This is a genomic window from Lysinibacillus sp. fkY74-1 (genome assembly GCF_053165895.1).
The window spans coordinates 4,548,470-4,574,529 of the sequence record NZ_CP170173.1 but is presented as its reverse complement, the minus strand read 5'-3'; the positions used below and the strand labels follow the sequence as shown (position 1 = coordinate 4,574,529).

The following is a 26,060-nucleotide window of genomic DNA, read 5'->3' as shown; positions in this document are numbered from 1 at the left end:
TATTCTTAATATTTTATACAACTTCTAACTGTTTTTTTGATAGAATGAAAGTTAGATAGCGGGTTAAATACATTGGTTTTACAAAGAGTAAGCGTTGATAAATGAAAGCAGGTGCTTTTAAATGGGGAGAATTATAGCAATCGCCAATCAAAAGGGTGGCGTAGGAAAAACAACAACTTCAGTCAATTTGAGCGCTTGTCTAGCCTATTTGGGGAAGAAAGTGCTACTTATTGATACTGATCCGCAGGGAAATACAACAAGTGGTCTCGGTATTAATAAAGGAGACATACAAAGTTGTATTTATGATGTACTCATTGATGATGAAGATGTTGAAAATGTCATTCAAAAAACAAATGTAGATAATTTATCAATTGTTCCAGCCACAATTTCGCTTGCAGGCGCTGAAATTGAATTGGTGTCGACTATTTCAAGAGAAGTGCGTTTGAAGCATGCATTACAAAATGTAAAAGAAGATTTCGATTATATAATTATTGATTGTCCACCATCCTTAGGACTTTTAACAATCAATGCTTTGACTGCTTCAGATGCATTAATTATTCCTGTACAATGCGAATATTATGCATTGGAGGGTCTAAGCCAATTGTTATCTACTGTTCGTCTTGTTCAAAAGCATTTAAACCAACAGTTGTATATTGATGGTGTTTTATTAACAATGCTAGATGCACGAACAAACCTTGGGTTGCAAGTTATAGATGAAGTAAAAAAATATTTCCAAGATAAAGTATATAAAACAATAATTCCTCGTAATGTGCGTTTAAGTGAAGCACCTAGTCATGGGCAACCAATCATCACTTATGACGCAAGGTCTAGAGGTGCAGAAGTTTATTTGGAGATGGCGAGGGAAGTGATTAAAAATGGCTAAAGGTTTAGGAAAGGGCATTGGTGCACTATTTCCAGGAGAGTCTTTAGAACAAAGTGGGCAAGTGGAAGAAATTCAATTAGATTTAATTGTTGCGAACCCATTTCAGCCTCGTAAAATTTTTGATGAAGAAGCTTTACAAGAATTAGCAGATTCGATAAATGAGCATGGCATATTGCAACCAATTGCTGTTCGTAAAAAGGGTCGTAAATTTGAAATAGTAGCAGGAGAACGTCGTTATCGGGCCTGTTTATTAGCAGGTTTAGATGTTATTCCAGTAATCATTAAAGAGCTATCAGATGCACAAATGATGGAGCTAGCTATTCTAGAGAACCTTCAGCGCGAGGATTTAACAGTCATTGAAGAAGCAGAGGCCTATCAAAGCTTAATGGAAAACTTGAAACTAACACAGGAAGAGCTATCAAAGCGTTTAGGAAAAAGTAGACCACATATAGCTAACCATGTTCGCCTCCTTGCTTTGCCAGAAGATGTCCGGAAATTTATGAATGATGGCACCCTATCAATGGGACAAGGCCGGGCATTACTCGGCTTAAAAAATAAAAGACGAATCTCTGAAGTAGCAATGAAGGTAATGAATCAAGGTTTAAATGTTCGTCAAGTTGAAATGTTAGTACAAACCCTGAATGAGGAAGTTTCACGTGAAACAATTCCTCCTAAGAAAAAAGATATATTTGTGGCGGCGAAAGAATCTCAATTAAGAGATTATTTTGGAACAAATGTTCAAATTAGAAAGAACAACAATAAAGGGAAAATTGAAATAGAATTTTACTCTGAAGATGATTTGGAGCGCATTTTAGAAATCCTAAATTTACAAGAAGAATAAATGATATTTCTATAATTTAATCAGAGCGCCAAGCAAACAGGCGCTCTCTATTTTTTAGAGAGAAGGAAGGCAAAAGGGTGGTAATACTAGGGGCATTAATTAATGCTGTGCTCATTATAGCAGGTGCATTAGTGGGGCGGATTTTCAAAAATATTCCTGAATCTATGAAGTCTACTGTCCTATCCATAATTGGTTTAGCAGTCGCATTATTAGGGATAAAAATGGGATTTGAAAGTGATAATTTTATTATCTTAATCGTAAGTTTAGTGGTGGGTACTGTAGTAGGTGAGTGGTTAGATTTAGATAAGCAAATGAATCGCCTTGGCAAATGGGTAGAGTCTTTATTTCGCACAAAACGAAATGACCAAAATCAAATTAGCATAGCAGAAGGGTTTGTCACAGCTTCATTAATATTTGTTGTTGGCTCAATGGCTGTTATTGGTGCACTTGATAGCGGCCTTCGTAACGATCATAATGTATTGATTACAAAAGGATTAATAGATGGATTTACATCCATTATTCTAGCATCCACATTAGGCATAGGTGTATTGCTATCGGCAATACCTGTTTTTATTTATCAAGGATTAATTGCTATTTTTGCAGGGGTCATTAGTTCTTTTATACCTGATGCTGCGCTGCAAATGTATATTACCGAAATGACAGCCGTTGGCGGCGTTATGATAATGGCAATAGGGTTAAATATAGCTGGTTTAACTAAGATCAAGGCTGCTAACTTGCTGCCAGGTATCGTCGTTGTTGGTATTATGGTTGCTTTCTTCTACATTTTTCAATGAATAACGGTGGGCAGCCAGTAATAGCGCTCTTGAAAGCTTCTCAGCCATAGCATAAGAAATATGAAGTCTTGTATTTTGTAAAACAAGCATTTCCATAAAACCTCCAATATTGACGATTCCTTTAATGGAAATGTCACCGATTGGGGGTAATTCTTTTTTTACAGCCTTGCCAGGAAAAATAGGACCGCTTTGAACGGAAATATGACCGACATTGTGCTCACTACCAAGACAGGCGTCAATCGCAATAATGAATGGTTTTGTAGTATGATTGTGTAGCTGTTGCATAGTTGAATTTAGATTTAGAGCATGTAGAGGATCTTCTAAAGAACCTACAATTTCGTAGGGGAAGCTAACAGACTTATTTAAGAAACTACCCGTTAACGGTCCAAGTGTATCACCTGTACATCGGTCGCTGCCAATGCAGCAAAAAATTAATCGTTCATGATGAAACGGTATATGTTCTAAAAATAATGTACTTAATTGCCAAACAGCATTTTTACTTTCGTGATGAAGGGAATAAGGTAGTAACAAATTTGGTATAGTATTCATAAAAAAACTCACTTTCTTTTTATTTTTAGAAGTGCTCAATTTTTATGCAGTATACGCAAATTTTTAGCAAGTTATTCAAGAGGTGGAAACGATGGAATGGAATAAGAAATTAATGGATAGATACTGGGAAAAGCTTACATCTGACAAGCTTTGGGAAGATGTGATTGATACTTCTATTGAGATCGTGCTGATTTTACTAGTATCATGGATAGCTGTAAGAATGGGTAAAAAATTGATTAAAAAATTGTTTTTAATCCGTATGCGTTCTCCATTAAATCATTCAGAGCGACGTCAACGTACGATTTCGAGATTATTACAAAGTGTAATTTCTTATGTTGTTTATTTCTCTGCAATCATTGGCATTCTATCTTCTTTAAATATAAAGGTAGCGGGTCTTTTAGCAGGTGCAGGGATTGTCGGTTTAGCCGTCGGTTTTGGTGCCCAAAGTTTAGTGAAGGATGTTATCACGGGCTTCTTTATTATTTTTGAGGATCAATTTGGTGTAGGGGATTATATAAAAATTAATGGAGCAGAAGGTACGGTTGTAGAAATTGGCTTACGTACTACGAAAATTAATGGGGGGACGGGAGAGCAATTTATCATTCCTAATGGTGCAATTGGTGAGGTCGTCAATTACTCTGTTAACAACTCCAAAATTTTTATAGATTTACAAATGACCGCTGATGCTGACTTTGAAAAAGCTGAAACAGTTATTAATCACTATTTAGAATCTTTACCAGAAAAACATAAAGAATTAATAGCAGCACCAGTGTTTTTAGGTGTACAAAATGTTAAAGGTACAGAGGTAACGATCCGTATTGCTGCTGAAACATTACCGCAGCAACAATATGGAGTTGCTCGTAGTATACGCCGAGATGTGACAAAACTTTTTGAAGAACATCGTATTCCAATGGCTTATCCAAAAATGATGTTCTATGACAAAGGTGAGGGGAGAAGTGAGTAAGGTGGAAGCAAAGAAATATGGTTTAAATGATATTGTTGAAATGAAAAAGCAACATCCTTGTGGTACGAACAAATGGAAGATTATTCGTATGGGTGCTGATGTTCGAATTAAGTGTGAAGGTTGTCAACATAGCGTAATGATCCCACGTAGAGAATTTGAGAAAAAAATGAAAAAGGTTTTACTTTCTGCTAATGAGGCCTAACTTCAGGCATATTAGACTTTTTGTAAGTGAATCAATATAATAGAAAAGGTTATAAGAGAGAAAATTGAACTGATTATAGAAAGGTTGTGTCCATTCATGGCATTAACAGCTGGAATCGTTGGTTTACCTAACGTTGGAAAATCAACATTATTTAACGCAATTACAAAAGCGGGCGCATTGGCTGCAAACTACCCATTCGCCACGATTGATCCGAACGTCGGTATCGTTGAAGTCCCAGACGCACGTTTAGATAAATTAACAGAATTAGTTGTACCTAAAAAAACAGTACCAACAGCATTTGAATTCACAGATATCGCAGGAATTGTAAAAGGTGCTTCCAAAGGTGAAGGTCTAGGTAATAAATTCTTAGCTCATATCCGTGAAGTAGATGCAATTTGCCAAGTTGTACGTTGTTTTGTAGATGAAAATATTACACACGTATCGGGTGCGGTGGATCCAATCGATGATATCGAGGTTATTAACCTAGAGCTAGCACTAGCTGATTTAGAATCGGTAGATAAACGAATCCAACGTGTTAGTAAAATGGCAAAACAAAAAGACAAAGAGGCCATGATTGAAGAGCCAGTACTCTTAAAAATTAAAGAGCAGTTAGAGAACGGTAAGCCAGCGCGTGCAGCTGAGCTTTCAGATGATGAACTGAAAGTAATAAAAGGTCTTCATTTGTTAACAATTAAACCAATGCTGTATGTTGCAAACGTTTCAGAAGATGAAGTGGCCGATGCTGACAATAATGAATATGTCCAAAAGGTACGTGAATATGCATCAGCTGAAGGTGCGCAAGTCATTACAATTTGTGCGAAAATTGAGGAAGAAATCTCAGAGCTAGACGATGAGGAAAAGGCTATGTTCTTAGAAGAATTAGGAATTAAAGAGTCTGGTTTAGATCAGCTAATCCGTACTTCTTATGACTTATTAGGCTTAGCTACGTATTTCACTGCGGGTGTACAAGAGGTTCGTGCATGGACGTTCCGTAAAGGTATGAAGGCACCGCAATGTGCAGGGATTATCCATACAGACTTTGAACGTGGCTTTATTCGTGCTGAAACTGTTGCTTATGATGATCTATTAGAGGCAGGTTCTCAAGCAGCGGCAAAAGAAGCAGGTAAGGTACGTCTTGAAGGTAAAGAGTATGAAGTTCAAGATGGCGATATTATGTTATTCCGCTTTAATGTATAAGACGAACAGAGGGCAATCTTAATGATTGCCTTTTTTCAATCATTATTTTATCTGAATTTTTAGAGTATGGGAGTGACGTCAAATGAACATAACCGAAATAAAAGAACGTGGCCTAGAGTTTGAGCAGCTAGGAAGATTACCCCAGGACATCTTAGAATTTATTTATGAACAAAAATTGTTCAAATTGTTCACTGCTAATGAACTAGGAGGTAAAAATCTAGATTTAGTAGAAGGAATAAAAGTATTTCAACAAATAGCTGCCCTCGATGGTAATGTTGGTTGGCTTGTTACAATCGGGACTGGAGGCAATGCATTTATTCCTGCATTTAGCCAAGAAATGTGCGAAAGAATCTTTTCCCCAAAAGAAGCTGTTATCGCAGGTAGTGGCTATCCAACGGGAATTGCTATAAAGGTAGAAGGAGGTTATGTGGTAACAGGGCAATGGAAATACTGTAGTGGTTCAGACTATGCTACAACCTTTACCATGAATTGTTTGATAGAGCAAAATGGCATGAAAACAGAAAATATCATTAGTTGCTCCTTAGACCGTCAAGATGTAGAAGTTTTACATGATTGGCGCGCAATGGGCTTGAAGGCAACGGCAAGTCATACAATTCGCGTGAACAATGTATGGATACCTCAGGAAGCTACTTTCCAAATAGGTACGATTAGAAATAACTACGGGAATTCCGTACATACCTTTCCATTTACAACCTTTGCCGAGGCTTCTTTTTTAAGCGTTTGTCTAGGAATAACTGAAAATTTATTAGAAGAAGCATTTATTTTAATAAAGCAACGAAATCATGCTGCTAATCGAACTGAGCGTATGGGAGCTTTACAGTTTTTATTCATGCAACAGCAAAAGCATTTTAAACAATGTGAGCAGCAGTTCTATACAACCTTGTCAGGATATTGGCAAAAGCATCAACAAGATCAATCATTGACAGAGGAAGAACTAATGCAATTTACACAAATGAGTAAAGAAATTGCGGCTGCTTGTATAGAGATTGCAAATAAACTAATACGTAACCTTGGCATGGATGCTATCACAGAAACCTCTCGATTAAATCGAATTTGGAGGAATTTGTATACAGCCGCACAGCATGGATTTTTAACTCCTTAAGAGGAATGACTAGACTCAGACATTATGGCTAACGACAGAGTCTAGTTTTCGTATGTATGTATTTTACCTTGGTGAACGGTCCTTCTCTGTATAAACATAAAGCTTTGGTAATTCAGGGTCATCTTGTACTAAGGCATTATTGGGATATTTCTGTAACTCCTTATACATGGCAAAATCTCCTACTGCACCTGCCATTAAAAAAGCTCCTACCAGTATTAAAATGGTACTATTAAAATAAAATCCTGCAATAGTAGGGAGAACGCCAGTCATCCAAAATGGCAGCAACAATGCCCGTTTCATTGCGTGGTTGTAAAGCGGCTTTGTAGTAGTTGCATAGGCAACACCTAGCTCTAAGTTTATGCCATATTTTAAAGACTCCAAAGGTACTTTACCAAAAAGCATAAAACCAATTAAATGAAAAGCCTCATGCAACATTATGAAAATGATATACAGAATAACAAACAGTACTGTTCCACCAACGATAGGCCAAAAAGAAAAGTGAAAATCTTTAAAGCAAATATATTGAATGGCTGTAAATAATATGACAAGACCACTTGTAATCACAATATTGTCGATCATTAATTTTTTTATATCTAATTCAATAACAATAGGTTCTTTATTTGGTAGCACAAAAGTTCTCCTTTCACGAATGAATCATGTTAGGTTCATTATATAAAATGAATTGTTAGTTTGCGACTTGAAAGACAAGTACCTCTATGTTACAATTCATTGATGTGAGTAATAATTTATTACTTGCTCCTTGCTCCCTTAATATAGGAGAGCCTAGTCCATAAGGAGGTGTAAACAGATGAGAAAATACGAATTAATGTACATCGTACGTCCGAACATTGAAGACGAAGCGAAGAAAGCTTTAGTTGAACGTTTCAACGAAGTTTTAACTTCTAACGGTGCAGAAGTCATCGAATCTAAAGAGTGGGGCAAACGCCGCTTAGCTTATGAAATTCAAGACTTCCGCGAAGGTTACTACCAAATCGTAAAAGTAAACGCTACTTCAGATGCAATCAACGAGTATACACGTCTAGCTAACATCAGCGAAGACATCATTCGTCACATTGCAGTTCGCCAAGAAGCTTAATATTGAATGATTTTTTAACAAAACGCTGAAAAGGAGGTTGCATTCTGATGATAAACCGTGTCGTATTAGTTGGAAGACTAACAAAAGATCCTGAGCTACGTTATACACCAAATGGAATTGCGTCTACAAGATTTACAGTTGCTGTGAATCGTGCATTCTCAAATCAACAAGGTGAACGTGAAGCTGATTTCATTAACTGTGTTGCATGGCGAAAACAGGCTGAAAACCTAGCGAACTTCATGCGAAAAGGAAGTTTAATTGGGGTAGAAGGTCGTATCCAAACAGGCAGTTATGAAGGACAAGACGGTAAGCGAGTATATACAACAGACGTTGTGGCGGATAGCGTACAGTTTTTAGAACCACGTAATGGTAGCGGTGCTCCTGCTCCTCAATACGGTGGTGGACAAACTTACGGTAATAACCAACCGTCCTATGGCGGTGGTCAACCACAGCAGCAGTTTGGTGGCGCTATGCCAGGACAGGGTTCCTATGGCGGCGATGCTTATCAGCAAAATCAACCACCTATGAATCAGCCAAACTATACACGTGTAGATGAGGACCCATTTGCTAATAGCAAGGGACCGATAGAAGTATCTGAGGATGATCTTCCATTCTAATGCTTCAAGAATATTAAAAAAAGATAAGGAGGAGACACACTATGGCACCACGTCGCGGAGGCCGCAAACGCCGTAAAGTTTGCTACTTCACTGCTAATAACATTACGCATATCGACTATAAAGATGTAGATTTATTAAAAAAATTCATCTCTGAGCGCGGTAAAATTTTACCACGTCGCGTAACTGGCACTAGCGCTAAGTACCAACGTAAATTAACTTCAGCTATCAAAGTATCTCGTATCATGGGATTACTTCCATTCGTAGCAGAAGATAAATAAGATTGATGACGTTAAGGTAATGGACCTTACATCAATTTTGAAAACCAGCATATTACGATATTCGTATCGGATATGCTGGTTTTTTTTATCGAAAAATGAAGTAGAAGATTATTAGATAAAATTCTTAATAAAGCATATAGTGAGCTAAGCGTTTTTTGTTCAATACTATGAAAAAATGGTACAATAAAGGGTAGTAAGTTTGACTGAAAAAAAGGAAGGTTTTCAATGCCGAATAATCAAACAAAAGCGCTTGTCCAAGGCTCGATGATGGTTGCACTTTTTACAATATTAATGCTGATTTCCGCATATGTACCATTCGTTTTTATAGTAGCTTTAATATTCGCTCCACTACCGGTTGCTTGGTATAGTGCAAATTACAAACGTTCCTCATCGATACTATTAGCAATAGTAGGCTGTTTTTTAACAAGTATAGCGACTGGAATGTCGATGTTACCATTTGCCTTTGTTTTAGGGTTACTGGGTGTCGTGATGGGTAACGCTATTTATCAGAAGAAGAGTAAGCTGTATTTATTTATGGCAACGGGGATTGCTAATCTAATCTCGATGGCACTTGTTTATGTTGCCTATGTGAAATTTGCAGGGATTGATTTCATTAGCATAAGTTTAGAGATGACTCGCAAAAATTATGAGCAATCAAATGAATTTGCGAAAAACGTAACAGGGCAAGTAGCGATAAAGCCCGAACAGCTCGAGGCTATGTTTAAAACGATCGAGCTGACAATGCCTGCAACAATAACAATGTTAGCATTTTTTGCTGCATTTATTATCATAGCGCTAAATTTACCAGCTTTAAAACGACTTGGTGTCGATGTTCCAAAATTTGCGCCATTTCAGAATATGCGCTTACCACGCTCTATTTTATGGTATTACATGATCGTTTTATGCATTAATTTATTCATGCGTCCAGAGGCTGGTTCAACACTAGATATTATCGTATTGAATGTTTCTTATATTTTATGGGTGCTGCTCATTCTACAAGGGATATCATTTATCCATTATTTCATTTCTAGAAAAGGGATGCCAAATGGTGTTAAATGGGTTGCTACCATATTAGCTATTCCATTATCATCCTTCATGATCTTACTAGGTATCGTTGATTTAGGTTTTGACGTACGTTCACTTGTAAAGGGGAAGACTAAAGAATAAGGGGCTGATTGTAATGGGAACTTTTAGAAAACGACCAATTCGCTATCCGCTTTTTGTTCTTTCCATTTTTGGAATTGTGACGTTCGTACTTCTATGTATTTGGAATATCGGGATAGGTCTAGGTTATGGAATAGGTTTTGCTTTACTGATGGTCTACACATGGAAGGTGGAAAAGATTGCTTTTGAAGAAACTGAAAAGCATATAGAATCCATTTCATTCCGCATGAAAAAAGTAGGGGAAGAAGCATTGCTTGAAATGCCAATTGGAATACTGTTGGTAAACGAGCAATATGAAATAGAATGGTCGAATCCATATATGCAAGGTATCTTAAATATGGAATCATTAGTAGGAGAGGGAATTGTTAATATTTCTGATGATATCTACGTACTAATGAAGACTGAAGAAACAAATGAGGCTACAATTACATTACGTGATCGTAAATATCGTGTTTATTATAAAAAAGAGGAACGATTACTATACTTCTTTGATATTACTGAGCAGATTGCTATTGAGAAGCAATACTTTGCAGATCGTACAGTTATCGCTATTTTATTTGTTGATAATTATGATGAAATCACACAAGCCATGGATGACCAGCCGCGTAGTTTAACGAATACGATGGTTACTTCAATCGTCAATGAGTGGGCTGCTGAGCATGGTGTATTTGTAAAACGAATATCATCAGATCGTTTTTTAGCCGTATTAAACGAATCAATTTTAACAGAGCTTGAAAAGAAAAAATTTGCTATTTTAGATGTTATCCGAGAAAAAACAGCGCAAAAGAATTTATCTTTAACACTAAGTATTGGTGTAGGAGCAGGTTCGTCCTCCCTAGTGGAGCTTGGTGAATTGGCACAATCAAGTCTGGATCTTGTATTAGGCCGTGGTGGTGACCAAGTCGCAATTAAGCAACCTACTGGAAAGCTTAAATTCTATGGTGGGAAAACCAATCCGGTTGAAAAGCGCACACGTGTTAGAGCGCGCGTCATCTCACATGCATTACGTGATTTAATTCAAGATAGTGATCAAGTGTTTGTTATGGGACATAAAAGCCCTGATATGGACTCTATTGGTGCGTCTGTCGGTGTTCGGAAAATGGCACAAATGAATGATGTAAAGGGCTATGTCATTATAAATTTTGATGAATTAAATGGTAGTGTTACACGTTTAATGAATGAAATAGAGAGTAAATCAGATTTCTATGAAAACTTCCTAACACCAGAGGAAGCTGCTGGGAAAATGACTGAAAAATCTTTGCTTGTTATTGTGGATACACATAAACCTAATTTAGTTATTGATGCACACTTATTAAAGCTAGCTGAAAAGGTTGTTGTCATCGACCATCATCGTCGAAGTGAGGATTTTATTGAAAATCCAACACTTGTTTATATGGAACCGTATGCCTCATCTACAGCTGAGCTTGTCACTGAGTTATTAGAATATCAGCCCAAGCGTGCAAAGATTAATATGCTAGAGGCTACTGCCCTACTAGCAGGTATTATTGTCGACACGAAGAGCTTTACACTTCGAACGGGAGCACGTACGTTTGAAGCAGCTTCGTATCTACGAACGAATGGAGCAGATACAGTATTAGTGCAACGTCTTTTAAAAGAAGATGTAGACACTTATATTGAACGATCCAAAATAGTGCAAACAGTTAAATTCGTTAAACCAGGAATTGCTGTGGCTGTAGGTGAGGAATCGAAAGTGTATGATTCTGTCTTAATTGCACAAACAGCAGATATTTTACTAACTATGAAGGATGTTGGTGCATCGTTTGTGATTGCACATCGGGCAGATGGAAAAATAGGAATTAGTGCCCGATCACTAGGCGAAGTCAATGTACAGCTTATTATGGAAAGACTTGGCGGTGGTGGCCATTTAACAAACGCCGCCTGCCAAATAGAAGCCAAAACCATTGATAACGTGAAAACACAATTAGAAGAGGCCATAGAAGAGGTCTTTGAAGGGAGTTCTGACTAATGAAAGTAGTATTTTTAAAAGACGTTAAAGGAAAAGGAAAAAAAGGTGAGATTAAAAACGTAGCAGATGGTTACGCACAAAATTTCTTAATTAAAAATGGTTATGCAGCAGAGGCAAACGCTCAAGCTCTAAGTCAATTAGATGGTCAGAAAAAATTAGAGGCAAAAAATGCGGCTGCCGAACTAGCAGAAGCACAAGCGTTAAAGGAAAAATTAGAAACATTAACAGTTGAGCTAAAAGCAAAGTCTGGTGAAGGTGGCCGTCTATTTGGTTCAGTGTCTACAAAGCAAATTGCAGATGCCTTACAAAAAGTGCATGGCATTAAAATTGATAAACGTAAAATGACTTTGAATGACGGGATTCGTGCACTGGGCTTTACAAATGTTCCTGTAAAACTACATCATGAAGTAACTGCTACATTAAAAGTACATGTAACGGAAGAATAAGGAGCGACGATCCATGAACGAACCGATGATGGACCGCGTTCCACCGCATAACCGGGAGGCGGAGCAATCGGTTATCGGTGCTATTTTCCTTGAGCCACAATCTTTAATCACGGCATCGGAAATTTTATTGGCAGATGATTTTTATTTAAATGCCCATAAGAAAATTTTTGAAACAATGCTGCGGTTAAGTGATCAAGGGAAAGCAATAGATGTTGTAACAGTTACGGAAGAATTATCAGCTAAAAAAGAGATTGAAGACGTTGGCGGGCTATCCTATTTACTAGAGCTCGCCAATGCTGTCCCTACAGCTGCCAATGTCGCTCACTATGCCAAAATCGTTGAGGAAAAGGCACTGTTACGTCGATTGATTCGTGTTGCTACTAAAATTGTTGAAGATGGCTACACACGAGAAGACGAAGTAGAGGCATTACTAGGCGAAGCAGAGAAAAAAATGATGGAGGTTGCTAATCGGAAGAATGCTGGGGACTTTAAGCATGTGAAAGACGTGCTAGTGGAAACTTTCGATAACATAGAGCAGCTTCAATCGCAAAAGGGAGATGTAACGGGTATACCGACAGGCTTCCGTGATTTAGATAACATTACTGCTGGCTTCCAACGCAACGATTTAATTATTGTAGCTGCCCGCCCATCCGTAGGGAAAACTGCCTTTGCATTGAATGTTGCGCAAAGCGTTGCCGTACAGGCAAGAGAAAATGTTGCCATCTTCTCTTTAGAGATGGGTGCAGAGCAACTTGTCATGCGTATGCTTTGTGCAGAAGGAAATATTGATGCACAAGTTTTACGTACAGGTGCTTTAACTACGGAAGATTGGGGTAAACTAACTATGGCAATGGGTAGTTTATCGAATTCGGGGATTTTTATTGATGATACACCAGGTGTTCGCATTAATGAAATTCGTGCAAAATGTCGACGTTTAGCACAAGAAAATGGGCTTGGAATGATCCTTATTGATTATTTACAGCTTATTCAAGGTAGCGGGAAACCAGGGGAAAACCGTCAGCAAGAGGTATCGGAGATTTCACGATCGTTAAAAGGACTAGCACGTGAATTAAAGGTACCTGTTATTGCCCTATCACAGCTATCTCGTGGAGTTGAGCAACGACAAGATAAACGTCCGATGATGAGTGACTTACGTGAATCGGGAAGTATTGAGCAAGATGCAGATATTGTAGCCTTTTTATACCGTGATGACTATTACGATAAAGAGTCTGAAAGTAAAAATATGATCGAAATTATTATTGCAAAGCAACGTAACGGTCCAACGGGGACAGTTACACTTGCCTTTAAAAAAGAGTTCAATAAATTCATTAATGTGGATTGGTCACAAATGCCACCGCCACCGCCACGTGATTAGTCATGTTGCTCGTCATTCAGATAAATTGCCTTTTCAAATTAACCTTAGACTGAATTAATCTGAATGTTCGATAATATTCATACCATTCTGTTATTAAACACGAACGTTAAATCAGATTTTTTGATTTTATGTTCGTGTTTTTTCACTGTTTTTTATTGACGAGGTGTTTCTATCATTGTTACAATGGTTGAGGCTTAAAAATTGAGATACACAGGTATCTAACGGAGGTGCTGATTATGACATCAGTAGTAGTTGTAGGAACACAGTGGGGAGACGAAGGAAAAGGTAAAATTACAGATTTCCTTTCGCAAAAAGCCGATGCAATCGCTCGTTTTGCAGGTGGAGATAATGCAGGACATACTATTAAAATTGATGGTGAAACATATAAACTTCATTTAATTCCATCAGGTATCTTCTATAAAGAAAAAACTTCAGTTATTGGTAATGGATTAGTTGTCAATCCAAAATCATTAGTAACAGAACTAAAAGGCTTACAAGAGCGTGGCATAAATACAGATAATTTACGTATTTCTAATCGTGCGCATGTGATTTTGCCTTATCATATCAAGCAAGATATTGCGGATGAAGAAAGCCGCGGTGATAATAAGATCGGAACAACTTGTAAAGGAATCGGACCATGTTATCAAGATAAAGTAGCTCGTATTGGTATCCGTATGGCTGATTTACTTGATAAGGATATTTTTGAAGAAAAACTACGTCATAATTTAGCCATTAAAAATAAATTGTTCGAGAAATTCTATGAAGTTGAAGGTCTTACTTTCGAAGAAATTTTTGAGGAATACTATGGCTATGGCCAAGAAATTGCAAAATATGTGACAGATACATCTAAAATTTTGAATGATGTACTTGATGAGGGCGGTAAAGTATTATTCGAAGGCGCACAAGGGATTTTACTTGATGTCGATCAAGGTACGTATCCCTATGTTACATCTTCAAATCCTGTAGCAGGTGGTGTAGCGATTGGTGCTGGTGTTGGTCCTTCACGTGTAACAAGTGTTATTGGGGTATCTAAAGCTTATACATCTCGTGTAGGTGATGGTCCATTCCCTACTGAATTATTTGATGAAGTAGGTCAGCAAATTCGTGAAGTTGGTCGAGAATATGGTACAACAACAGGCCGTCCACGCCGTGTAGGTTGGTTCGATACTGTAGTTGTTCGTCACTCACGCCGCGTAAGTGGTATTACACATCTGGCACTTAACTCAATTGATGTTTTATCTGGTTTAGAGACAGTAAAAATCTGTACTGCCTATAACTATAAAGGTGAAACGATTACAGAGTACCCAGCAAACCTTCATATTATTGAACAATGTGAACCAATTTATGAAGAGCTTCCAGGCTGGTCTGAGGATGTAACAGCATGCCGTACTTTAGAAGAGCTACCTGAAAATGCAAGACGCTATGTAGAGCGTGTTAGCGAATTAACAGGTATTCAAATCGCTACTTTCTCAGTTGGACCTGCTCGTGAGCAAACAAACGTTTTAGTAGATGTTTGGGAAGCATAATTAAATAAAAACAATAAAAAGGGCGTGCCGTATATGGTACGCCCTTTTCTTAGTGAATATCCTTCTTTTTAAAGCGACCACCTTTTACCTCTGCAATATTACCAATGGCTAAAAATGCATTGTCATCAATATCCGCAACAATTGTTTTCAGTTTGGATTCTTCTAAACGAGTAATGACAGTAAAGATGACCTTTTTATCATTTCCTGTATAAGCCCCTTCACCGTGAAGAAACGTCACACCACGGCCAAGTCGATCCATGATGGTTTGTCCAATTTCATCAATAGCATCACTTATGATATAAACTGATTTAGATTCTTCCAAACCTTGAATGACAATATCAATCATTTTATAAGCAATATAGTAAGCAATGATGGAGTACATGGCTTGTTCCCAGTTAAATACAAATCCAGCCACTGCAAAAATAATGATGTTGAAGAACATTATTATTTCCCCAACTGAAAAAGGAGTCTTACTATTAAATAAAATAGCCAATATTTCAGTTCCATCTAAAGAACCGCCATAACGGATGACAATACCGACACCAACTCCTAAAATCATTCCACCAAAAACTGTAGCCAATAATGTGTCTTCCGTAAATGGATGTAGGTTATGTAAGGCAAGTGTTGCTGTAGAGAGTACTGTAATACCTAGACCTGTAGACAGTGCAAAGGTTTTACCAATTTGTTTATAGCCTAAAAAAATAAAAGGTAAGTTTAAAATGAAGATGAAAATACCAAGGGGTAAATGTAATAAATGAGATGTAATAATGGAAACACCTACAATGCCTCCATCCATAATATGGTTGGGTACTAAAAATAACTCTAAGCCCAAAGCCATAATGATTGCACCTAACGATACCATAATAATTCTTAGCAATGTTTTACGCATGTTACTTTTCTGATGCCGCAACATTTTAGTTGCCATATCAGAGGTCTGTGAATCACTCAATTTAATCGCTCCAATCCATAATGTGCCTTCTTTTATATTTTATCGGAATATTAAAAAAGTAAAAAGTATTATGCCTAAATTCACTTGAAAATAACAAAAGAATACTATACCAATGGCAAAGTATATGGTTATTCATAAAACAAATAACATTGTTCAACACCCATTTAATGAATAAAAATACAGTATTTATCAACTATATAAAATGTTTTCTATGTAACAATTAGTAGATAAATAATACATTTACATTACAAAAGAGTGAAATCATTCAAACGCTTTTTTCTTTATGGTACATTATAAGGGTGCAAAAAATCCTTGTGGGTAAATCATCCTACCACAGGGGAAAGTTGGAAGGGGCTTTATTGATGAATTCGTTTTGGAATAAAAAAGAAGAAAACAATAGATTCACCTACAATTTTTCTTCTTTCAAAAAGGTTTCGATTATAGCAGTTTTAATGACGAGCCTAACGATAAATATGGGTTTTGCTAAAGAACATACGAAAGAAAATTTAAATAAAATATATCACGTCTATGTGGGAGAAGACTATATTGGTGCAGTATCTAACGAGAATGCTATTCAAGAAATTATTACATCAAAAGAAAAAGAAGCGAGTCAGCAATTCAAAGAATTATCAATTGATGCTCGCTCATCTGTCAAAATAATCCCGGAACAAGTTTTTACGAATGAAACAAAAGATGCAGAAACATTATCAAAACTTAAGCAATCATTAGTAGCAAAATCCGATGCTTTTACATTACTAGTAAATCATAAGCCAGTCGTATCATTAAAAAATACAGAGGCCTATGAAAAAACAGTTCAATTGTTGAAGCTACAATATATTTCTCAGCAAGAGTTAGATAAATTAACGAAAAACCAGCAATCTACCATTAATTTTCCAGAATTACAAGCAGGTGAATCACGACTTTTAGATATTTCGTTTAAACAGGAAGTTTCAGGGATATCACAAAAAGTTACACCGACTCAAATCTTAACACCTGAGCAAGCTGTAAACTATTTAATGACCGGCTTCCTTGAACAAGATAGCTATAAAATTCAATCAGGCGATGTATTAGGTTCTGTTGCCAAAAAGCATAATCTAACGACAAGTGAGCTTCTAGCTTTAAACCCAGATGTAACAGTTGATACTGTTTTACAAGTTGGGCAGGAATTAAATGTAACGGTGGCTAAGCCATTTGTAAATCTTGAGGTTAAAAAGAAAAAGAAAGTAGCAGATGTAATTCCATTCAAAAAAGTAGTGGAAGAAGATCCTACCATGTATAAAGGTGAAAAGGTCGTCAAGCAAGAAGGCGCTAACGGTAAAAAAGAAACAACATACGCTTTAACATCTGAAAATGGTAAACAAACATCAAAAGTAGCATTAGAAGAAACTATTGTCCAAGAGCCAGTGGATCAAATTGAAGTAGTAGGGACAAAGGTAATCTCTTCACGTGGAACAGGAGAATTTTCATGGCCAGCAGTAGGAGGCTATATCTCAAGTGGTATGGGTGAACGTTGGGGCGCCTTCCACCGTGGAATCGATATCGCTCGTCCAAGTAACTATAATATTTTGGCTGCTGATAATGGTGTAGTTAGTGCAGCTGGTACGTCTGGTACCTATGGTAATCGCATTGTTATTAATCACAATAATGGCTATACAACACTATATGGACATCTATCTTCTATTAATGTTGAAGTGGGACAAGTAGTGGAAAAGGGCTCTGTTATTGGTATTATGGGTTCTACTGGAAATTCGACAGGCACACATTTACACTTTGAAGTTGAAAAGAACGGTTCATTAGTTAACCCGTTATCATATGTAGGTCGATAAACATTTTGAATAGTAGACAGTCCAAATAGTGGGCTGTCTTTTCTATTATTTCCCGAGAAATATTTGTTGAAATATAGCCCATTATGTCAAAGTATTTAAAGTGATTGATGAACGATTAATGCAAGGAAACTGAAAGCATGATAGAGTTAAGAGTAGTGAACTTACAATTACAAAATGTTTAAGAATAGATAAAAAACGAAAGGGAGAAAATGAATGAACAAAACAATTTTAGTTGTTGATGATGAAAAACCAATCGCAGATATTCTGCAATTTAATTTAATAAAAGAAGGATATAAAGTGATTTGTGCTTATGATGGGGATGAGGCACTAAAGAGGGTTGAGGAGGAACAACCAGATTTAATGCTCCTAGATATAATGCTGCCAAAGCGTGATGGTATGGAAGTGTGTAGAGAGGTACGAAAAAAATATGACTTCCCTATTATTATGCTGACGGCTAAAGGCTCTGAGATTGATAAAGTTTTAGGCTTAGAAATGGGTGCAGATGATTATGTTACTAAGCCATTTAGTACACGAGAGCTTATTGCTCGTGTAAAGGCCAATATGCGACGTTTACAGGTTGCTGCACCTGTAGCAGAAGAGGCAGAAGAGGAATCAAACGAAATTGTTGTAGGATCCCTTGTTATTCAACCAGATGCTTATTTAGTAATGAAGCGTGATGAGGCCATTGAGCTTACACATCGGGAATTTGAGCTGCTACATTATTTAGGCAAACATATTGGCCAAGTAATGACCCGTGAGCATTTATTACAAACGGTATGGGGCTATGACTATTTTGGTGATGTTCGTACTGTTGACGTAACAATTCGTCGTTTACGTGAAAAAATTGAGGATAATCCTAGTCACCCTGCTTGGATTGTCACAAGACGTGGTGTAGGTTATTACTTACGAAATCCTGAACAGGAGTAATAGGAATGCAGAAAGTGAGCTTCTTTAAATCCATTCATGTCAAACTCGTGCTAATTTATATTTTATTAATATTGCTTGCTTTACAAATTATCGGTATTTATTTCGCCCGTCAGTTAGAACAAAATTTGAAGAGCAACTTCCAAGATTCTATTTTTCAGCGAGTTGACTTGATGCAATATAGTCTTCGTGAGGAAATTTTAAAGGAACGCGATGAAAGCATGCCTAAACTAGAGGAAAGCTTGAAATCAATCGTTATGGAGTTTTCAACTGGTTTAAGAGATGTTTCTAATGGTGATATTTTAGAAATTCGTGTCATTGATGATAGACAAAGGATACTGGCAACATCTGAGCTTGAGAATCAAAATTTAATAGGACAACGCTCTAACACAGACCTTGTGCGTCGTGCTATATCTGCTGAAACGCTCTTTGATATCATTAAACTTGATAACAAAACGAGGAATCGAGTATGGGTATTAGCAAACCCAATTCGAGCTGGTGCAGGGCCAGATGATGAAATTATTGGTGTTCTATATATTGAAGCGAATATTGAGTCCGTTTTTGAACAAATGAATGAAATTAACCGTATTTTCCTTGGCGGTACAGCTATGTCGTTAGTCTTTACCATCTTTTTAGGTATTCTCGTTGCGCGAACAATTACACAACCAATTGCTGATATGCGAAAGCAGGCTCAAGCGATGGCAAAGGGCAACTACTCTCGCAAGGTAAGAGTATATGGTACGGATGAAATAGGTCAGCTTGCCGTTACCTTTAATCATTTAACGAATCGTTTGCAAGAGGCACAATCCACTACTGATGCAGAGCGGCGAAAGTTAGACTCAGTCCTTAGTAATATGACGGATGGCGTTATTGCGACAGATCGCAAGGGACGTATTATTTTAATTAATGACCCGGCGCTGCAGTTACTGCATATTTCAAGAGATATTACATTAGGTCGTCCCATTGCCTCGGTATTGGGGATTGATCAGGAATATAGCTTTGAAGATTTAATTCATATGAGCGATGCTATCAATTTAAATTTTAGTACGTCAGATGCTCCTTATATATTACGTGCCAATTTCTCGGTTATTCAAAAAGAGACAGGCTTTATTAATGGTCTTATAACTGTACTACACGATATAACAGAGCAGGAAAAGATAGAAATGGATCGTCGAGAGTTTGTATCGAATGTATCACATGAATTAAGAACACCATTAACAACAATGCGTAGCTATCTCGAGGCACTAGCAGATGGTGCATGGAAGGATGAAAATATTGCGCCTACCTTTTTAAATGTAACGCAAACTGAAACAGAACGTATGATTCGACTAGTCAATGATTTATTGCAATTATCACGAATGGATAGTTCAGATTATGAGTTAAATAAAGATATTGTCTTATTCAATTCATTCTTTAACCGAATTATCGATCGTTTTGAAATGTCCAAGTCTGATAAAGTACAGTTTGCACGATTATTCCCTGAAACCTCCTTTTATGTAGAAATTGATACGGATAAGGTGACACAGGTCATTGATAATATCATTTCAAATGCCATCAAATATTCACCAGACGGTGGGAATATACGCTTTGGGTTCACTGGACAAGGCGATATGTTGAAAGTCATGATTTCAGATGATGGCATGGGGATTCCTAAAGAAAATGTAGGCCGCATTTTTGATCGCTTCTACCGTGTTGATCGTGCCCGTGCTCGTTCCATGGGAGGAACAGGCTTGGGACTTGCTATTGCGCGGGAAATGATTGAAGCACATGGCGGGAAGATTTGGGCTGAGAGTGAGGAAGGGCAAGGCACGACAATTTTCTTCACATTACCATACGATGCAGATGAATTTGGTGAGGCGGGTGAGTGGGAATGAAATATATAGAGCCAGTTAAATCTGCTGTTTTATTTCTACTTGTCATGCTAAGTGTGATTCTAACCTTTTTAATTTGGACTTACACACCGGATTATAAATATATTGAAAATACAGAGCGAAAGGAAATTTTAATTAAGCCGCAAAAGGAAATGGAGGATATTATTCGTCCATACAAGGCTATTTTCCGTTTTGATGAAGAATTTACAGGCACAGTATCTAACAATGCGATGAAGAATTTGATGAAAACATTTAAAGGCTGGAATGTCCTAGATTTAGAGCCTGTTAACAACAATCTTTCACCAAACTATGTGAATCAAATTATTGGAGCAGATCATCGAATGACCATCTTTTTCACTGGTGAGGTTCCATTTTCAGCATTTAACACAATTTTTCAGTTTGCTGAAAAAGAGTTACCAGAAACAACCTTCAATCGTATGATTATTGACTGGAGTAATTCGAACACCAAAGAGTTAATGGTTTATTACATTAGTGGGAATAACCAATCATTATTCCGCTCACATGTCAGCGTGCCAAACATGAGCCAATTTATACAAGAAGTCATAGAGCCTGCAAAAAAATATGGCGCTTTTAAAGAAATTGAGCGAGAAAATCAAACAGCCCTTTATGTAGATAGCAATAAAATGGAATCTGTAAAATTTACGTACTATATTGAAGAAATCACACCAGAATTATTTAAAAATGTGTTATTTACAGATCCAAATATAGTGCGACGTAATGTTGAAAGTGCATCTTCTGAAAAATATACAGATGGTATGTCATTAATGACATTAGATACAAATCTAAAGTCATTAAACTATGTTTATCCAGCTGCAGAAAGCAGTATTCGAATTGAGCCTTCAAAACTTCTAAAAGATAGCTTTGAATTTATCAATGAGCATGGAGGATTTACTGCAGATTTCCGCTATGCTTCAACTAGCACCAATAAAAATCAAATGGATTATCAATTATATTTGCAGGGATTACCGGTCTATAGTAATCATGTCATTACCCGAATGACGACAATTTGGGGAGATAGCCGGATTTTCCATTATAAACGTCCATATTTCTCATTAGATATGGATATTGAGGCTGAAAAGGAAATCAAGGAATTACCTTCGGGTGCAGATATTGCTGAAAGATTAAAAAATGCGAATAATATTGCCTTAGCAGATATTGATGAAATTGTTTTGGGCTATTATTTAACACAAAATCAAGAACTAAATATATTTACATTTGAACCATGTTGGTTTGTCATTCGTAATGGATCTTGGATTAAACTAACCCCTGAAGTTTTAGGAGGTGTTAAAAATGGATTGGAATAGAACAAAATCTATTTTTATATTCGTTTTTTTAATTCTAAACATCTTCTTATATTCACTTTATGTAAATCGCTATAATGAGGCGAAAGATATTGAGGTTCCAGGTGAAAAAACAATAGAAGCTCGTTTAAAGGATGATAATATTACGTACGGCACATTACCAAATAATATTGAATCTGCTTCGTATATGACAGCTCAAGTGCATAAATTCACAACAGATGAATTTAGTAATAGCAATCAACAAATAAAATTTAGGGACAATAATACAAAGGCACGTGCTATTTTCATCAAGCCTGTTAAATTACGTAATGTGAGTGATGATGCAAGCTTTACGGATTTTGCTCTTGCAAACGTAAATGAAGGAGCATCCTATGCTTTGTGGAAAGTAGACCGTGAAGAACGAGTCGCTGTTTTTTTCCAAAAAACGAATAATCGAATGTTCTATTATAATGGTTCATTGAAAATTAAATGGAATACCAACAATGAAGTAACAATGTATGAACAAACAATGATTGATAATATTGAAGAAATGGAACAACAGGAAACTGTCATTCCTCCACTTCAAATTATTCAAACTTTATATGCAAAAGGACCGCTCAAGCCAGACTCACGTATTACGCAAATGAAGTTAGGTTACTCAACACTTGTTAAATTAACTCGTACACAGGTATTAGTGCCAACATGGGAGATACGAGTGAAATTATCGGATGGAGAAACAGAAGAGTATTTTGTCAATGCAGTCGAAGGCAAAGTCATTGAAATCCAGGAGGACAAGCAAGAGGGCGAAGAAGAAGACTGGGGAGTTGAATAATGCGATTTAGTGTTTTAGCAAGTGGCAGTACAGGGAATTCGATTTATGTAGAGAATGATGATTACGCTTTTATCGTCGATGCGGGCCTTAGTGGCAAAAAGATGGAGCAGCTATTTACAAAGATCGATCGTAATGTGAAGCAGCTTAGTGGTATTTTCGTTACACACGAGCATAGTGATCATATTAAAGGGATAGGCGTACTGGCACGAAAATATAGTGTACCGATTTATGCAAACGCCAAAACATGGCAGGCAATGGACGGACTAATTGGTGAAGTTCCTGTAGAGCAACGCTTTGAATTTGATATGGATACAGTGAAGCATTTTGGCTCTTTAGCGGTTGAATCCTTTGCTGTTTCACATGATGCAGCAGATCCAATGTTCTACACGTTCCATGAGAATAATCGCAAGCTTGTTATTATCACGGATACAGGGTATGTTAGTGATCGTATGAAAGGTATTATACGCGGAGCTGACTCGTTTGTTTTTGAAAGTAATCATGATGTTAATATGCTTCAAATGGGACGTTATCCTTGGTCCATTAAACGTCGTATTTTAAGCGATGTAGGACATGTATCCAATGAAGATGCAGCGATTGCAATGAGTGAGGTTGTATTTGATAAGACTACGAATATCTATCTTTCGCATTTAAGTAAGGATAATAATATGAAAGAACTAGCACGCATGAGTGTCTCACAAACCTTACAGTCCTGTGGCATTATGGTTGGCGAGCATGTTCATCTCTTTGATACCGATGCAGAGGAGCCAACAAAATTGGTTACGGTTTAACGACTATTTATTTAGGTAAGACTTAAAGCTGTTCGACACATTTGAAATAATGTGTCGAGCAGCTATTTTTATGTCCATTTTATTTGTTTTTCATCTGATTTTAATGTTTGAATCGTAAGATTAGGGTAACAATTAACAAAAGCAGTATAGGAAAGGATGAGGAACATGAGTTACTTTCAAGATGATGATAAAAACAGTGATTTCCTAAAAAATGAAGAAATCCCGAAATCACCTCTTCAAGAAAGATTAGAGCGCGAGGAGCAAGAAATGCAAGCCAAGCGTCATAAAAAGAAAGGTGGAGGCGGAGGAAAAGGTGGTTATTTCTTTAGTGGCTTGGTCGGTGTCATTATTGGTGCCTTACTTGTATGGCTGATGATGCCGGGTCTGGTCAACCAAATGCCTGGTACAACATCAAGTAATACAGGGAAAAATGATACAACCATAAACCAAGTTGCCACAGAGGTGACGACAGATGTTACAAAAGCCGTTGATAAAGCCTCTCCGGCCGTTGTGGGTATTACTAATATCCAAGAAGTAATAAGTGGAGGATTTTGGAGCCCTCAATCGACAACAACAAAAGAAGCGGGAAGCGGTTCCGGTGTAGTTTATAAAATTGAAGGTAATAAAGCCTTTATTGTAACAAATAATCACGTAATTGAAGGAGCTAAACAATTAGAGGTCACAATGCCTGATGGAACAAAAGAGCAGGCAGAATTAGTGGGCCACGATGTTTGGACAGATCTTGCTGTCATTTCAATTAGCTCAAAGAATGTAAAAACAGTAGCGACATTTGGTAACTCTGATGTGTTAAAGCAAGGGGAAACTGTTATAGCAATTGGTAATCCACTTGGCTTAGACTTCTATGGCTCTGTGACAACAGGCGTTGTTTCAGGTAAGGATCGTTCTGTACCAGTAGACTTAAACGGTGATGGCACAGAAGACTGGCAACAAGAAGTATTACAAACAGATGCAGCCATTAATCCAGGGAATAGTGGAGGAGCACTTGTCAATTTAGCTGGGGAGTTAATAGGAATTAACTCCATGAAGATTGCACAATCCTCTGTAGAAGGTCTAGGTTTCTCTATTCCAATTAATTCAGCCATTCCAATTATTGAGGAGCTAGAGAAAAATGGTGAAATGAAACGTCCAACTATGGGAATTTCATTAGCTGACTTAACAGATGTCCCAGCCTTCTATCAACAACAAACATTAAAATTACCTGCTGAGGTAACAACAGGTGTTGTAATCACAGATGTAATGAATAACTCTGCAGCTTCAAAAGCAGGTGTCCAACAATATGATGTGATTGTGGAAATGGATGGTCAAAAAATTGAAACAGCTATTGATTTGCGTAAACACCTATATAATGAGAAAAAAATTGGTGATCAATTAACATTAAAAGTTTACCGACAAGGTAAATTAGTAGAACTATCACTTACATTAACAAACGGTAATTCATTGTAAAAAAGATGAATAGCAGTGGGGATTGAAAAATAATCTCCACTGCTTTTTTGTGGAGATAAAGAAGTATTTTAATAAAATATTGTGGATAACTAGAAAATTGCGAATACTGATTTTATACAATAAACAGTGAGAAAAAGGGGCTTCTTCCATAGATGCTATTCCTTTGATACAATAGATTGTGGATAACATAGACCGAAATGTGAATAAGTTTGTGGAAATTTCGGAAAATAAGGAGACATCAAAAAATGGAAAATTACAGCTGTGAAAGCCATATAGAACACGCTTTAGACATGTTTGTAGCAGAGCAAAAAGTGTTCCCAATTATGGATAAAATCGAAGAGGATAAAAAGTTATCCACAAAGTGTAGCTACTGTGAAAAGCCAGCAGAATATATTGTATCAAGTAAATAACTTTACACAATATATAGCAACGACTTGTGGATATGTTGATAACTTTTGTGGATAATTTGTTTGTAAATGAATTGTAAAGGTGGATAACGTGTGAATATAACGATTGTATCAGTCGGTAAGTTAAAAGAAAAGTACTTAAAAATGGGGATTGATGAGTACGTAAAACGACTTGGTGGCTATGCAAAAATAGATTTGATTGAGGTAGCTGACGAAAAAGCACCCGAGCAACTTAGTGATGCAGAAATGGAAATCGTGAAGAAAAAAGAGGGAGAACGCATACTAGCCAAAATAAGTACAGACACATATGTAATTGCTCTCGCTATCAATGGCAAAATGAAAACCTCTGAACAAATGGCGGCTGATCTTGAATCTCTCATGACCTACGGCAAAAGCAAAATTGCCTTCGTTATCGGCGGCTCTCTGGGCCTACACGAAGACGTCCTAAAAAGAGCTGACGAGCAACAATCCTTCGGCAAAATGACCTTACCCCACCAGCTCATGAAGCTCGTACTCGTAGAGCAGGTTTATCGAAGCTTTAGAATTATGAAGGGAGAACCGTATCATAAGTAAGTGCGGTTTTTCAACGGAGAAAACTATTTAAAAGAAAGTGTATATCAACAAGAGGACCAATCTTTCCTTCATTGAAAGGCCTA

27 protein-coding genes are annotated in these 26,060 nt (G+C 37.1%); 24 read left to right on the top strand and 3 right to left on the bottom strand.

Features of this window, described 5'->3' with window-relative positions:
- Nucleotides 1–121: 121 nt before the first annotated feature.
- The 3 genes from ACE1MS_RS22675 to ACE1MS_RS22665 all read left to right on the top strand — a co-directional run bounded on the left by ACE1MS_RS22675 (nt 122) and on the right by ACE1MS_RS22665 (nt 2,518).
- Nucleotides 122–883, top strand: a complete 762-nt coding sequence (locus ACE1MS_RS22675) for a ParA family protein (RefSeq protein ID WP_008177971.1) — start codon at nt 122–124, stop codon at nt 881–883.
- Nucleotides 876–1,724, top strand: a complete 849-nt coding sequence (locus tag ACE1MS_RS22670; protein WP_012296219.1) for a ParB/RepB/Spo0J family partition protein — start codon at nt 876–878, stop codon at nt 1,722–1,724. The genes ACE1MS_RS22675 and ACE1MS_RS22670 overlap by 8 nt, the downstream gene beginning before the upstream one ends.
- Nucleotides 1,725–1,801: 77 nt before the next feature.
- Complete coding sequence (locus tag ACE1MS_RS22665; RefSeq protein ID WP_012296218.1) at nt 1,802–2,518, top strand: DUF554 domain-containing protein; 717 nt, start codon at nt 1,802–1,804, stop codon at nt 2,516–2,518.
- Here ACE1MS_RS22665 and yyaC read toward each other — a convergent pair.
- Nucleotides 2,435–3,067, bottom strand: coding sequence for a spore protease YyaC (yyaC, locus tag ACE1MS_RS22660; RefSeq protein ID WP_031415838.1), 633 nt, complete (start codon nt 3,065–3,067; stop codon nt 2,435–2,437). The genes ACE1MS_RS22665 and yyaC overlap by 84 nt on opposite strands.
- Nucleotides 3,068–3,158: 91 nt before the next feature.
- On the opposite strand from yyaC, the gene ACE1MS_RS22655 reads away from it, so the two are divergent.
- From ACE1MS_RS22655 to ACE1MS_RS22640, 4 genes are all read left to right on the top strand, one after another.
- A complete protein-coding gene (locus tag ACE1MS_RS22655) occupies nt 3,159–4,031 on the top strand; it encodes a mechanosensitive ion channel family protein (protein WP_031415837.1) in 873 nt (290 codons plus the stop codon).
- 1 nt (nt 4,032) lies between these two features.
- A complete protein-coding gene (locus ACE1MS_RS22650; protein ID WP_012296216.1) occupies nt 4,033–4,233 on the top strand; it encodes a DUF951 domain-containing protein in 201 nt (66 codons plus the stop codon).
- Nucleotides 4,234–4,329: 96 nt separating this feature from the next.
- On the top strand, nt 4,330–5,430 hold the full coding sequence (gene ychF, locus ACE1MS_RS22645) for a redox-regulated ATPase YchF (protein ID WP_012296215.1): 1,101 nt from the start codon (nt 4,330–4,332) through the stop codon (nt 5,428–5,430).
- Nucleotides 5,431–5,512: 82 nt separating this feature from the next.
- Nucleotides 5,513–6,553: an acyl-CoA dehydrogenase gene (locus ACE1MS_RS22640; protein WP_012296214.1), complete on the top strand. Its 1,041-nt coding sequence runs from the start codon at nt 5,513–5,515 to the stop codon at nt 6,551–6,553.
- 63 nt (nt 6,554–6,616) lie between these two features.
- Here ACE1MS_RS22640 and ACE1MS_RS22635 read toward each other — a convergent pair whose 3' ends face one another.
- Nucleotides 6,617–7,183 carry a DUF3267 domain-containing protein gene (locus tag ACE1MS_RS22635; protein ID WP_012296213.1) on the bottom strand — a complete coding sequence of 189 codons (567 nt, stop codon included), beginning with the start codon at nt 7,181–7,183 and terminating at the stop codon, nt 6,617–6,619.
- 178 nt (nt 7,184–7,361) lie between these two features.
- Between ACE1MS_RS22635 and rpsF the strand changes: the two genes are divergently transcribed.
- The 8 genes from rpsF (at nt 7,362) to ACE1MS_RS22595 (ending at nt 15,042) form a co-directional block, all read left to right on the top strand.
- Nucleotides 7,362–7,649, top strand: coding sequence for a 30S ribosomal protein S6 (rpsF, locus tag ACE1MS_RS22630; RefSeq protein ID WP_031415833.1), 288 nt, complete (start codon nt 7,362–7,364; stop codon nt 7,647–7,649).
- A 47-nt stretch (nt 7,650–7,696) separates the two neighbouring features.
- Entirely contained in the window at nt 7,697–8,266 is a 570-nt protein-coding gene (ssb, locus tag ACE1MS_RS22625) for a single-stranded DNA-binding protein (RefSeq protein ID WP_008177953.1), read from the top strand.
- A gap of 41 nt (nt 8,267–8,307) precedes the next feature.
- A complete protein-coding gene (rpsR, locus tag ACE1MS_RS22620) occupies nt 8,308–8,544 on the top strand; it encodes a 30S ribosomal protein S18 (RefSeq protein ID WP_012296211.1) in 237 nt (78 codons plus the stop codon).
- Between the two features lie 225 nt (nt 8,545–8,769).
- Nucleotides 8,770–9,711, top strand: coding sequence for a YybS family protein (locus tag ACE1MS_RS22615; protein WP_012296210.1), 942 nt, complete (start codon nt 8,770–8,772; stop codon nt 9,709–9,711).
- A 13-nt stretch (nt 9,712–9,724) separates the two neighbouring features.
- Nucleotides 9,725–11,695 carry a DHH family phosphoesterase gene (locus ACE1MS_RS22610; protein WP_036162492.1) on the top strand — a complete coding sequence of 657 codons (1,971 nt, stop codon included), beginning with the start codon at nt 9,725–9,727 and terminating at the stop codon, nt 11,693–11,695.
- Nucleotides 11,695–12,141: a 50S ribosomal protein L9 gene (gene rplI / locus ACE1MS_RS22605; RefSeq protein ID WP_012296208.1), complete on the top strand. Its 447-nt coding sequence runs from the start codon at nt 11,695–11,697 to the stop codon at nt 12,139–12,141. Before ACE1MS_RS22610 ends, rplI begins: the two co-directional genes overlap by 1 nt.
- A gap of 13 nt (nt 12,142–12,154) precedes the next feature.
- Nucleotides 12,155–13,516 (top strand): replicative DNA helicase, encoded by a 1,362-nt coding sequence (gene dnaB / locus ACE1MS_RS22600; RefSeq protein WP_012296207.1) that lies wholly within the window; start codon nt 12,155–12,157, stop codon nt 13,514–13,516.
- 236 nt (nt 13,517–13,752) lie between these two features.
- Complete coding sequence (locus ACE1MS_RS22595) at nt 13,753–15,042, top strand: adenylosuccinate synthase (protein ID WP_012296206.1); 1,290 nt, start codon at nt 13,753–13,755, stop codon at nt 15,040–15,042.
- Nucleotides 15,043–15,091: 49 nt separating this feature from the next.
- Here ACE1MS_RS22595 and ACE1MS_RS22590 read toward each other — a convergent pair whose 3' ends face one another.
- On the bottom strand, nt 15,092–15,955 hold the full coding sequence (locus ACE1MS_RS22590; RefSeq protein ID WP_051800251.1) for a YitT family protein: 864 nt from the start codon (nt 15,953–15,955) through the stop codon (nt 15,092–15,094).
- Nucleotides 15,956–16,353: 398 nt separating this feature from the next.
- Here ACE1MS_RS22590 and ACE1MS_RS22585 point away from each other — a divergent pair, with 398 nt between their 5' ends.
- The 9 genes from ACE1MS_RS22585 to rlmH all read left to right on the top strand — a co-directional run bounded on the left by ACE1MS_RS22585 (nt 16,354) and on the right by rlmH (nt 25,977).
- A complete protein-coding gene (locus ACE1MS_RS22585) occupies nt 16,354–17,817 on the top strand; it encodes a peptidoglycan DD-metalloendopeptidase family protein (RefSeq protein WP_036216209.1) in 1,464 nt (487 codons plus the stop codon).
- A gap of 213 nt (nt 17,818–18,030) precedes the next feature.
- Nucleotides 18,031–18,744 (top strand): response regulator YycF, encoded by a 714-nt coding sequence (yycF, locus tag ACE1MS_RS22580; RefSeq protein WP_031415820.1) that lies wholly within the window; start codon nt 18,031–18,033, stop codon nt 18,742–18,744.
- A 5-nt stretch (nt 18,745–18,749) separates the two neighbouring features.
- Nucleotides 18,750–20,615, top strand: a complete 1,866-nt coding sequence (gene walK, locus ACE1MS_RS22575) for a cell wall metabolism sensor histidine kinase WalK (protein WP_036162489.1) — start codon at nt 18,750–18,752, stop codon at nt 20,613–20,615.
- Nucleotides 20,612–21,937 (top strand): YycH family regulatory protein, encoded by a 1,326-nt coding sequence (locus tag ACE1MS_RS22570; protein ID WP_031415815.1) that lies wholly within the window; start codon nt 20,612–20,614, stop codon nt 21,935–21,937. Before walK ends, ACE1MS_RS22570 begins: the two co-directional genes overlap by 4 nt.
- Complete coding sequence (locus ACE1MS_RS22565) at nt 21,924–22,745, top strand: two-component system regulatory protein YycI (protein WP_012296200.1); 822 nt, start codon at nt 21,924–21,926, stop codon at nt 22,743–22,745. Before ACE1MS_RS22570 ends, ACE1MS_RS22565 begins: the two co-directional genes overlap by 14 nt.
- Nucleotides 22,745–23,533, top strand: a complete 789-nt coding sequence (locus tag ACE1MS_RS22560) for an MBL fold metallo-hydrolase (RefSeq protein WP_332292104.1) — start codon at nt 22,745–22,747, stop codon at nt 23,531–23,533. Before ACE1MS_RS22565 ends, ACE1MS_RS22560 begins: the two co-directional genes overlap by 1 nt.
- A 165-nt stretch (nt 23,534–23,698) precedes the next feature.
- Nucleotides 23,699–24,997, top strand: a complete 1,299-nt coding sequence (locus ACE1MS_RS22555; RefSeq protein ID WP_332292102.1) for a S1C family serine protease — start codon at nt 23,699–23,701, stop codon at nt 24,995–24,997.
- A 245-nt stretch (nt 24,998–25,242) separates the two neighbouring features.
- Nucleotides 25,243–25,407: a CxxH/CxxC protein gene (locus tag ACE1MS_RS22550; protein WP_036162488.1), complete on the top strand. Its 165-nt coding sequence runs from the start codon at nt 25,243–25,245 to the stop codon at nt 25,405–25,407.
- Between the two features lie 90 nt (nt 25,408–25,497).
- On the top strand, nt 25,498–25,977 hold the full coding sequence (gene rlmH / locus ACE1MS_RS22545) for a 23S rRNA (pseudouridine(1915)-N(3))-methyltransferase RlmH (RefSeq protein WP_012296196.1): 480 nt from the start codon (nt 25,498–25,500) through the stop codon (nt 25,975–25,977).
- The last annotated feature ends 83 nt before the right edge of the window (nt 25,978–26,060 follow it).

What these genes read in the sequence shown, in the direction of transcription:
- ACE1MS_RS22675 (WP_008177971.1), top strand. Translation starts at nt 122, where the DNA reads ATGGGGAGAATTATAGCAATCGCCAATCAAAAGGGTGGCGTAGGAAAA.
- ACE1MS_RS22670 (WP_012296219.1), top strand. Translation starts at nt 876, where the DNA reads ATGGCTAAAGGTTTAGGAAAGGGCATTGGTGCACTATTTCCAGGAGAG.
- yyaC (WP_031415838.1), bottom strand. Translation starts at nt 3,067, where the DNA reads ATGAATACTATACCAAATTTGTTACTACCTTATTCCCTTCATCACGAA.
- ACE1MS_RS22655 (WP_031415837.1), top strand. Translation starts at nt 3,159, where the DNA reads ATGGAATGGAATAAGAAATTAATGGATAGATACTGGGAAAAGCTTACA.
- ychF (WP_012296215.1), top strand. Translation starts at nt 4,330, where the DNA reads ATGGCATTAACAGCTGGAATCGTTGGTTTACCTAACGTTGGAAAATCA.
- ACE1MS_RS22640 (WP_012296214.1), top strand. Translation starts at nt 5,513, where the DNA reads ATGAACATAACCGAAATAAAAGAACGTGGCCTAGAGTTTGAGCAGCTA.
- rpsF (WP_031415833.1), top strand. Translation starts at nt 7,362, where the DNA reads ATGAGAAAATACGAATTAATGTACATCGTACGTCCGAACATTGAAGAC.
- ssb (WP_008177953.1), top strand. Translation starts at nt 7,697, where the DNA reads ATGATAAACCGTGTCGTATTAGTTGGAAGACTAACAAAAGATCCTGAG.
- rpsR (WP_012296211.1), top strand. Translation starts at nt 8,308, where the DNA reads ATGGCACCACGTCGCGGAGGCCGCAAACGCCGTAAAGTTTGCTACTTC.
- ACE1MS_RS22615 (WP_012296210.1), top strand. Translation starts at nt 8,770, where the DNA reads ATGCCGAATAATCAAACAAAAGCGCTTGTCCAAGGCTCGATGATGGTT.
- ACE1MS_RS22610 (WP_036162492.1), top strand. Translation starts at nt 9,725, where the DNA reads ATGGGAACTTTTAGAAAACGACCAATTCGCTATCCGCTTTTTGTTCTT.
- rplI (WP_012296208.1), top strand. Translation starts at nt 11,695, where the DNA reads ATGAAAGTAGTATTTTTAAAAGACGTTAAAGGAAAAGGAAAAAAAGGT.
- dnaB (WP_012296207.1), top strand. Translation starts at nt 12,155, where the DNA reads ATGAACGAACCGATGATGGACCGCGTTCCACCGCATAACCGGGAGGCG.
- ACE1MS_RS22595 (WP_012296206.1), top strand. Translation starts at nt 13,753, where the DNA reads ATGACATCAGTAGTAGTTGTAGGAACACAGTGGGGAGACGAAGGAAAA.
- ACE1MS_RS22590 (WP_051800251.1), bottom strand. Translation starts at nt 15,955, where the DNA reads ATGTTGCGGCATCAGAAAAGTAACATGCGTAAAACATTGCTAAGAATT.
- ACE1MS_RS22585 (WP_036216209.1), top strand. Translation starts at nt 16,354, where the DNA reads ATGAATTCGTTTTGGAATAAAAAAGAAGAAAACAATAGATTCACCTAC.
- yycF (WP_031415820.1), top strand. Translation starts at nt 18,031, where the DNA reads ATGAACAAAACAATTTTAGTTGTTGATGATGAAAAACCAATCGCAGAT.
- walK (WP_036162489.1), top strand. Translation starts at nt 18,750, where the DNA reads ATGCAGAAAGTGAGCTTCTTTAAATCCATTCATGTCAAACTCGTGCTA.
- ACE1MS_RS22570 (WP_031415815.1), top strand. Translation starts at nt 20,612, where the DNA reads ATGAAATATATAGAGCCAGTTAAATCTGCTGTTTTATTTCTACTTGTC.
- ACE1MS_RS22565 (WP_012296200.1), top strand. Translation starts at nt 21,924, where the DNA reads ATGGATTGGAATAGAACAAAATCTATTTTTATATTCGTTTTTTTAATT.
- ACE1MS_RS22560 (WP_332292104.1), top strand. Translation starts at nt 22,745, where the DNA reads ATGCGATTTAGTGTTTTAGCAAGTGGCAGTACAGGGAATTCGATTTAT.
- ACE1MS_RS22555 (WP_332292102.1), top strand. Translation starts at nt 23,699, where the DNA reads ATGAGTTACTTTCAAGATGATGATAAAAACAGTGATTTCCTAAAAAAT.
- ACE1MS_RS22550 (WP_036162488.1), top strand. Translation starts at nt 25,243, where the DNA reads ATGGAAAATTACAGCTGTGAAAGCCATATAGAACACGCTTTAGACATG.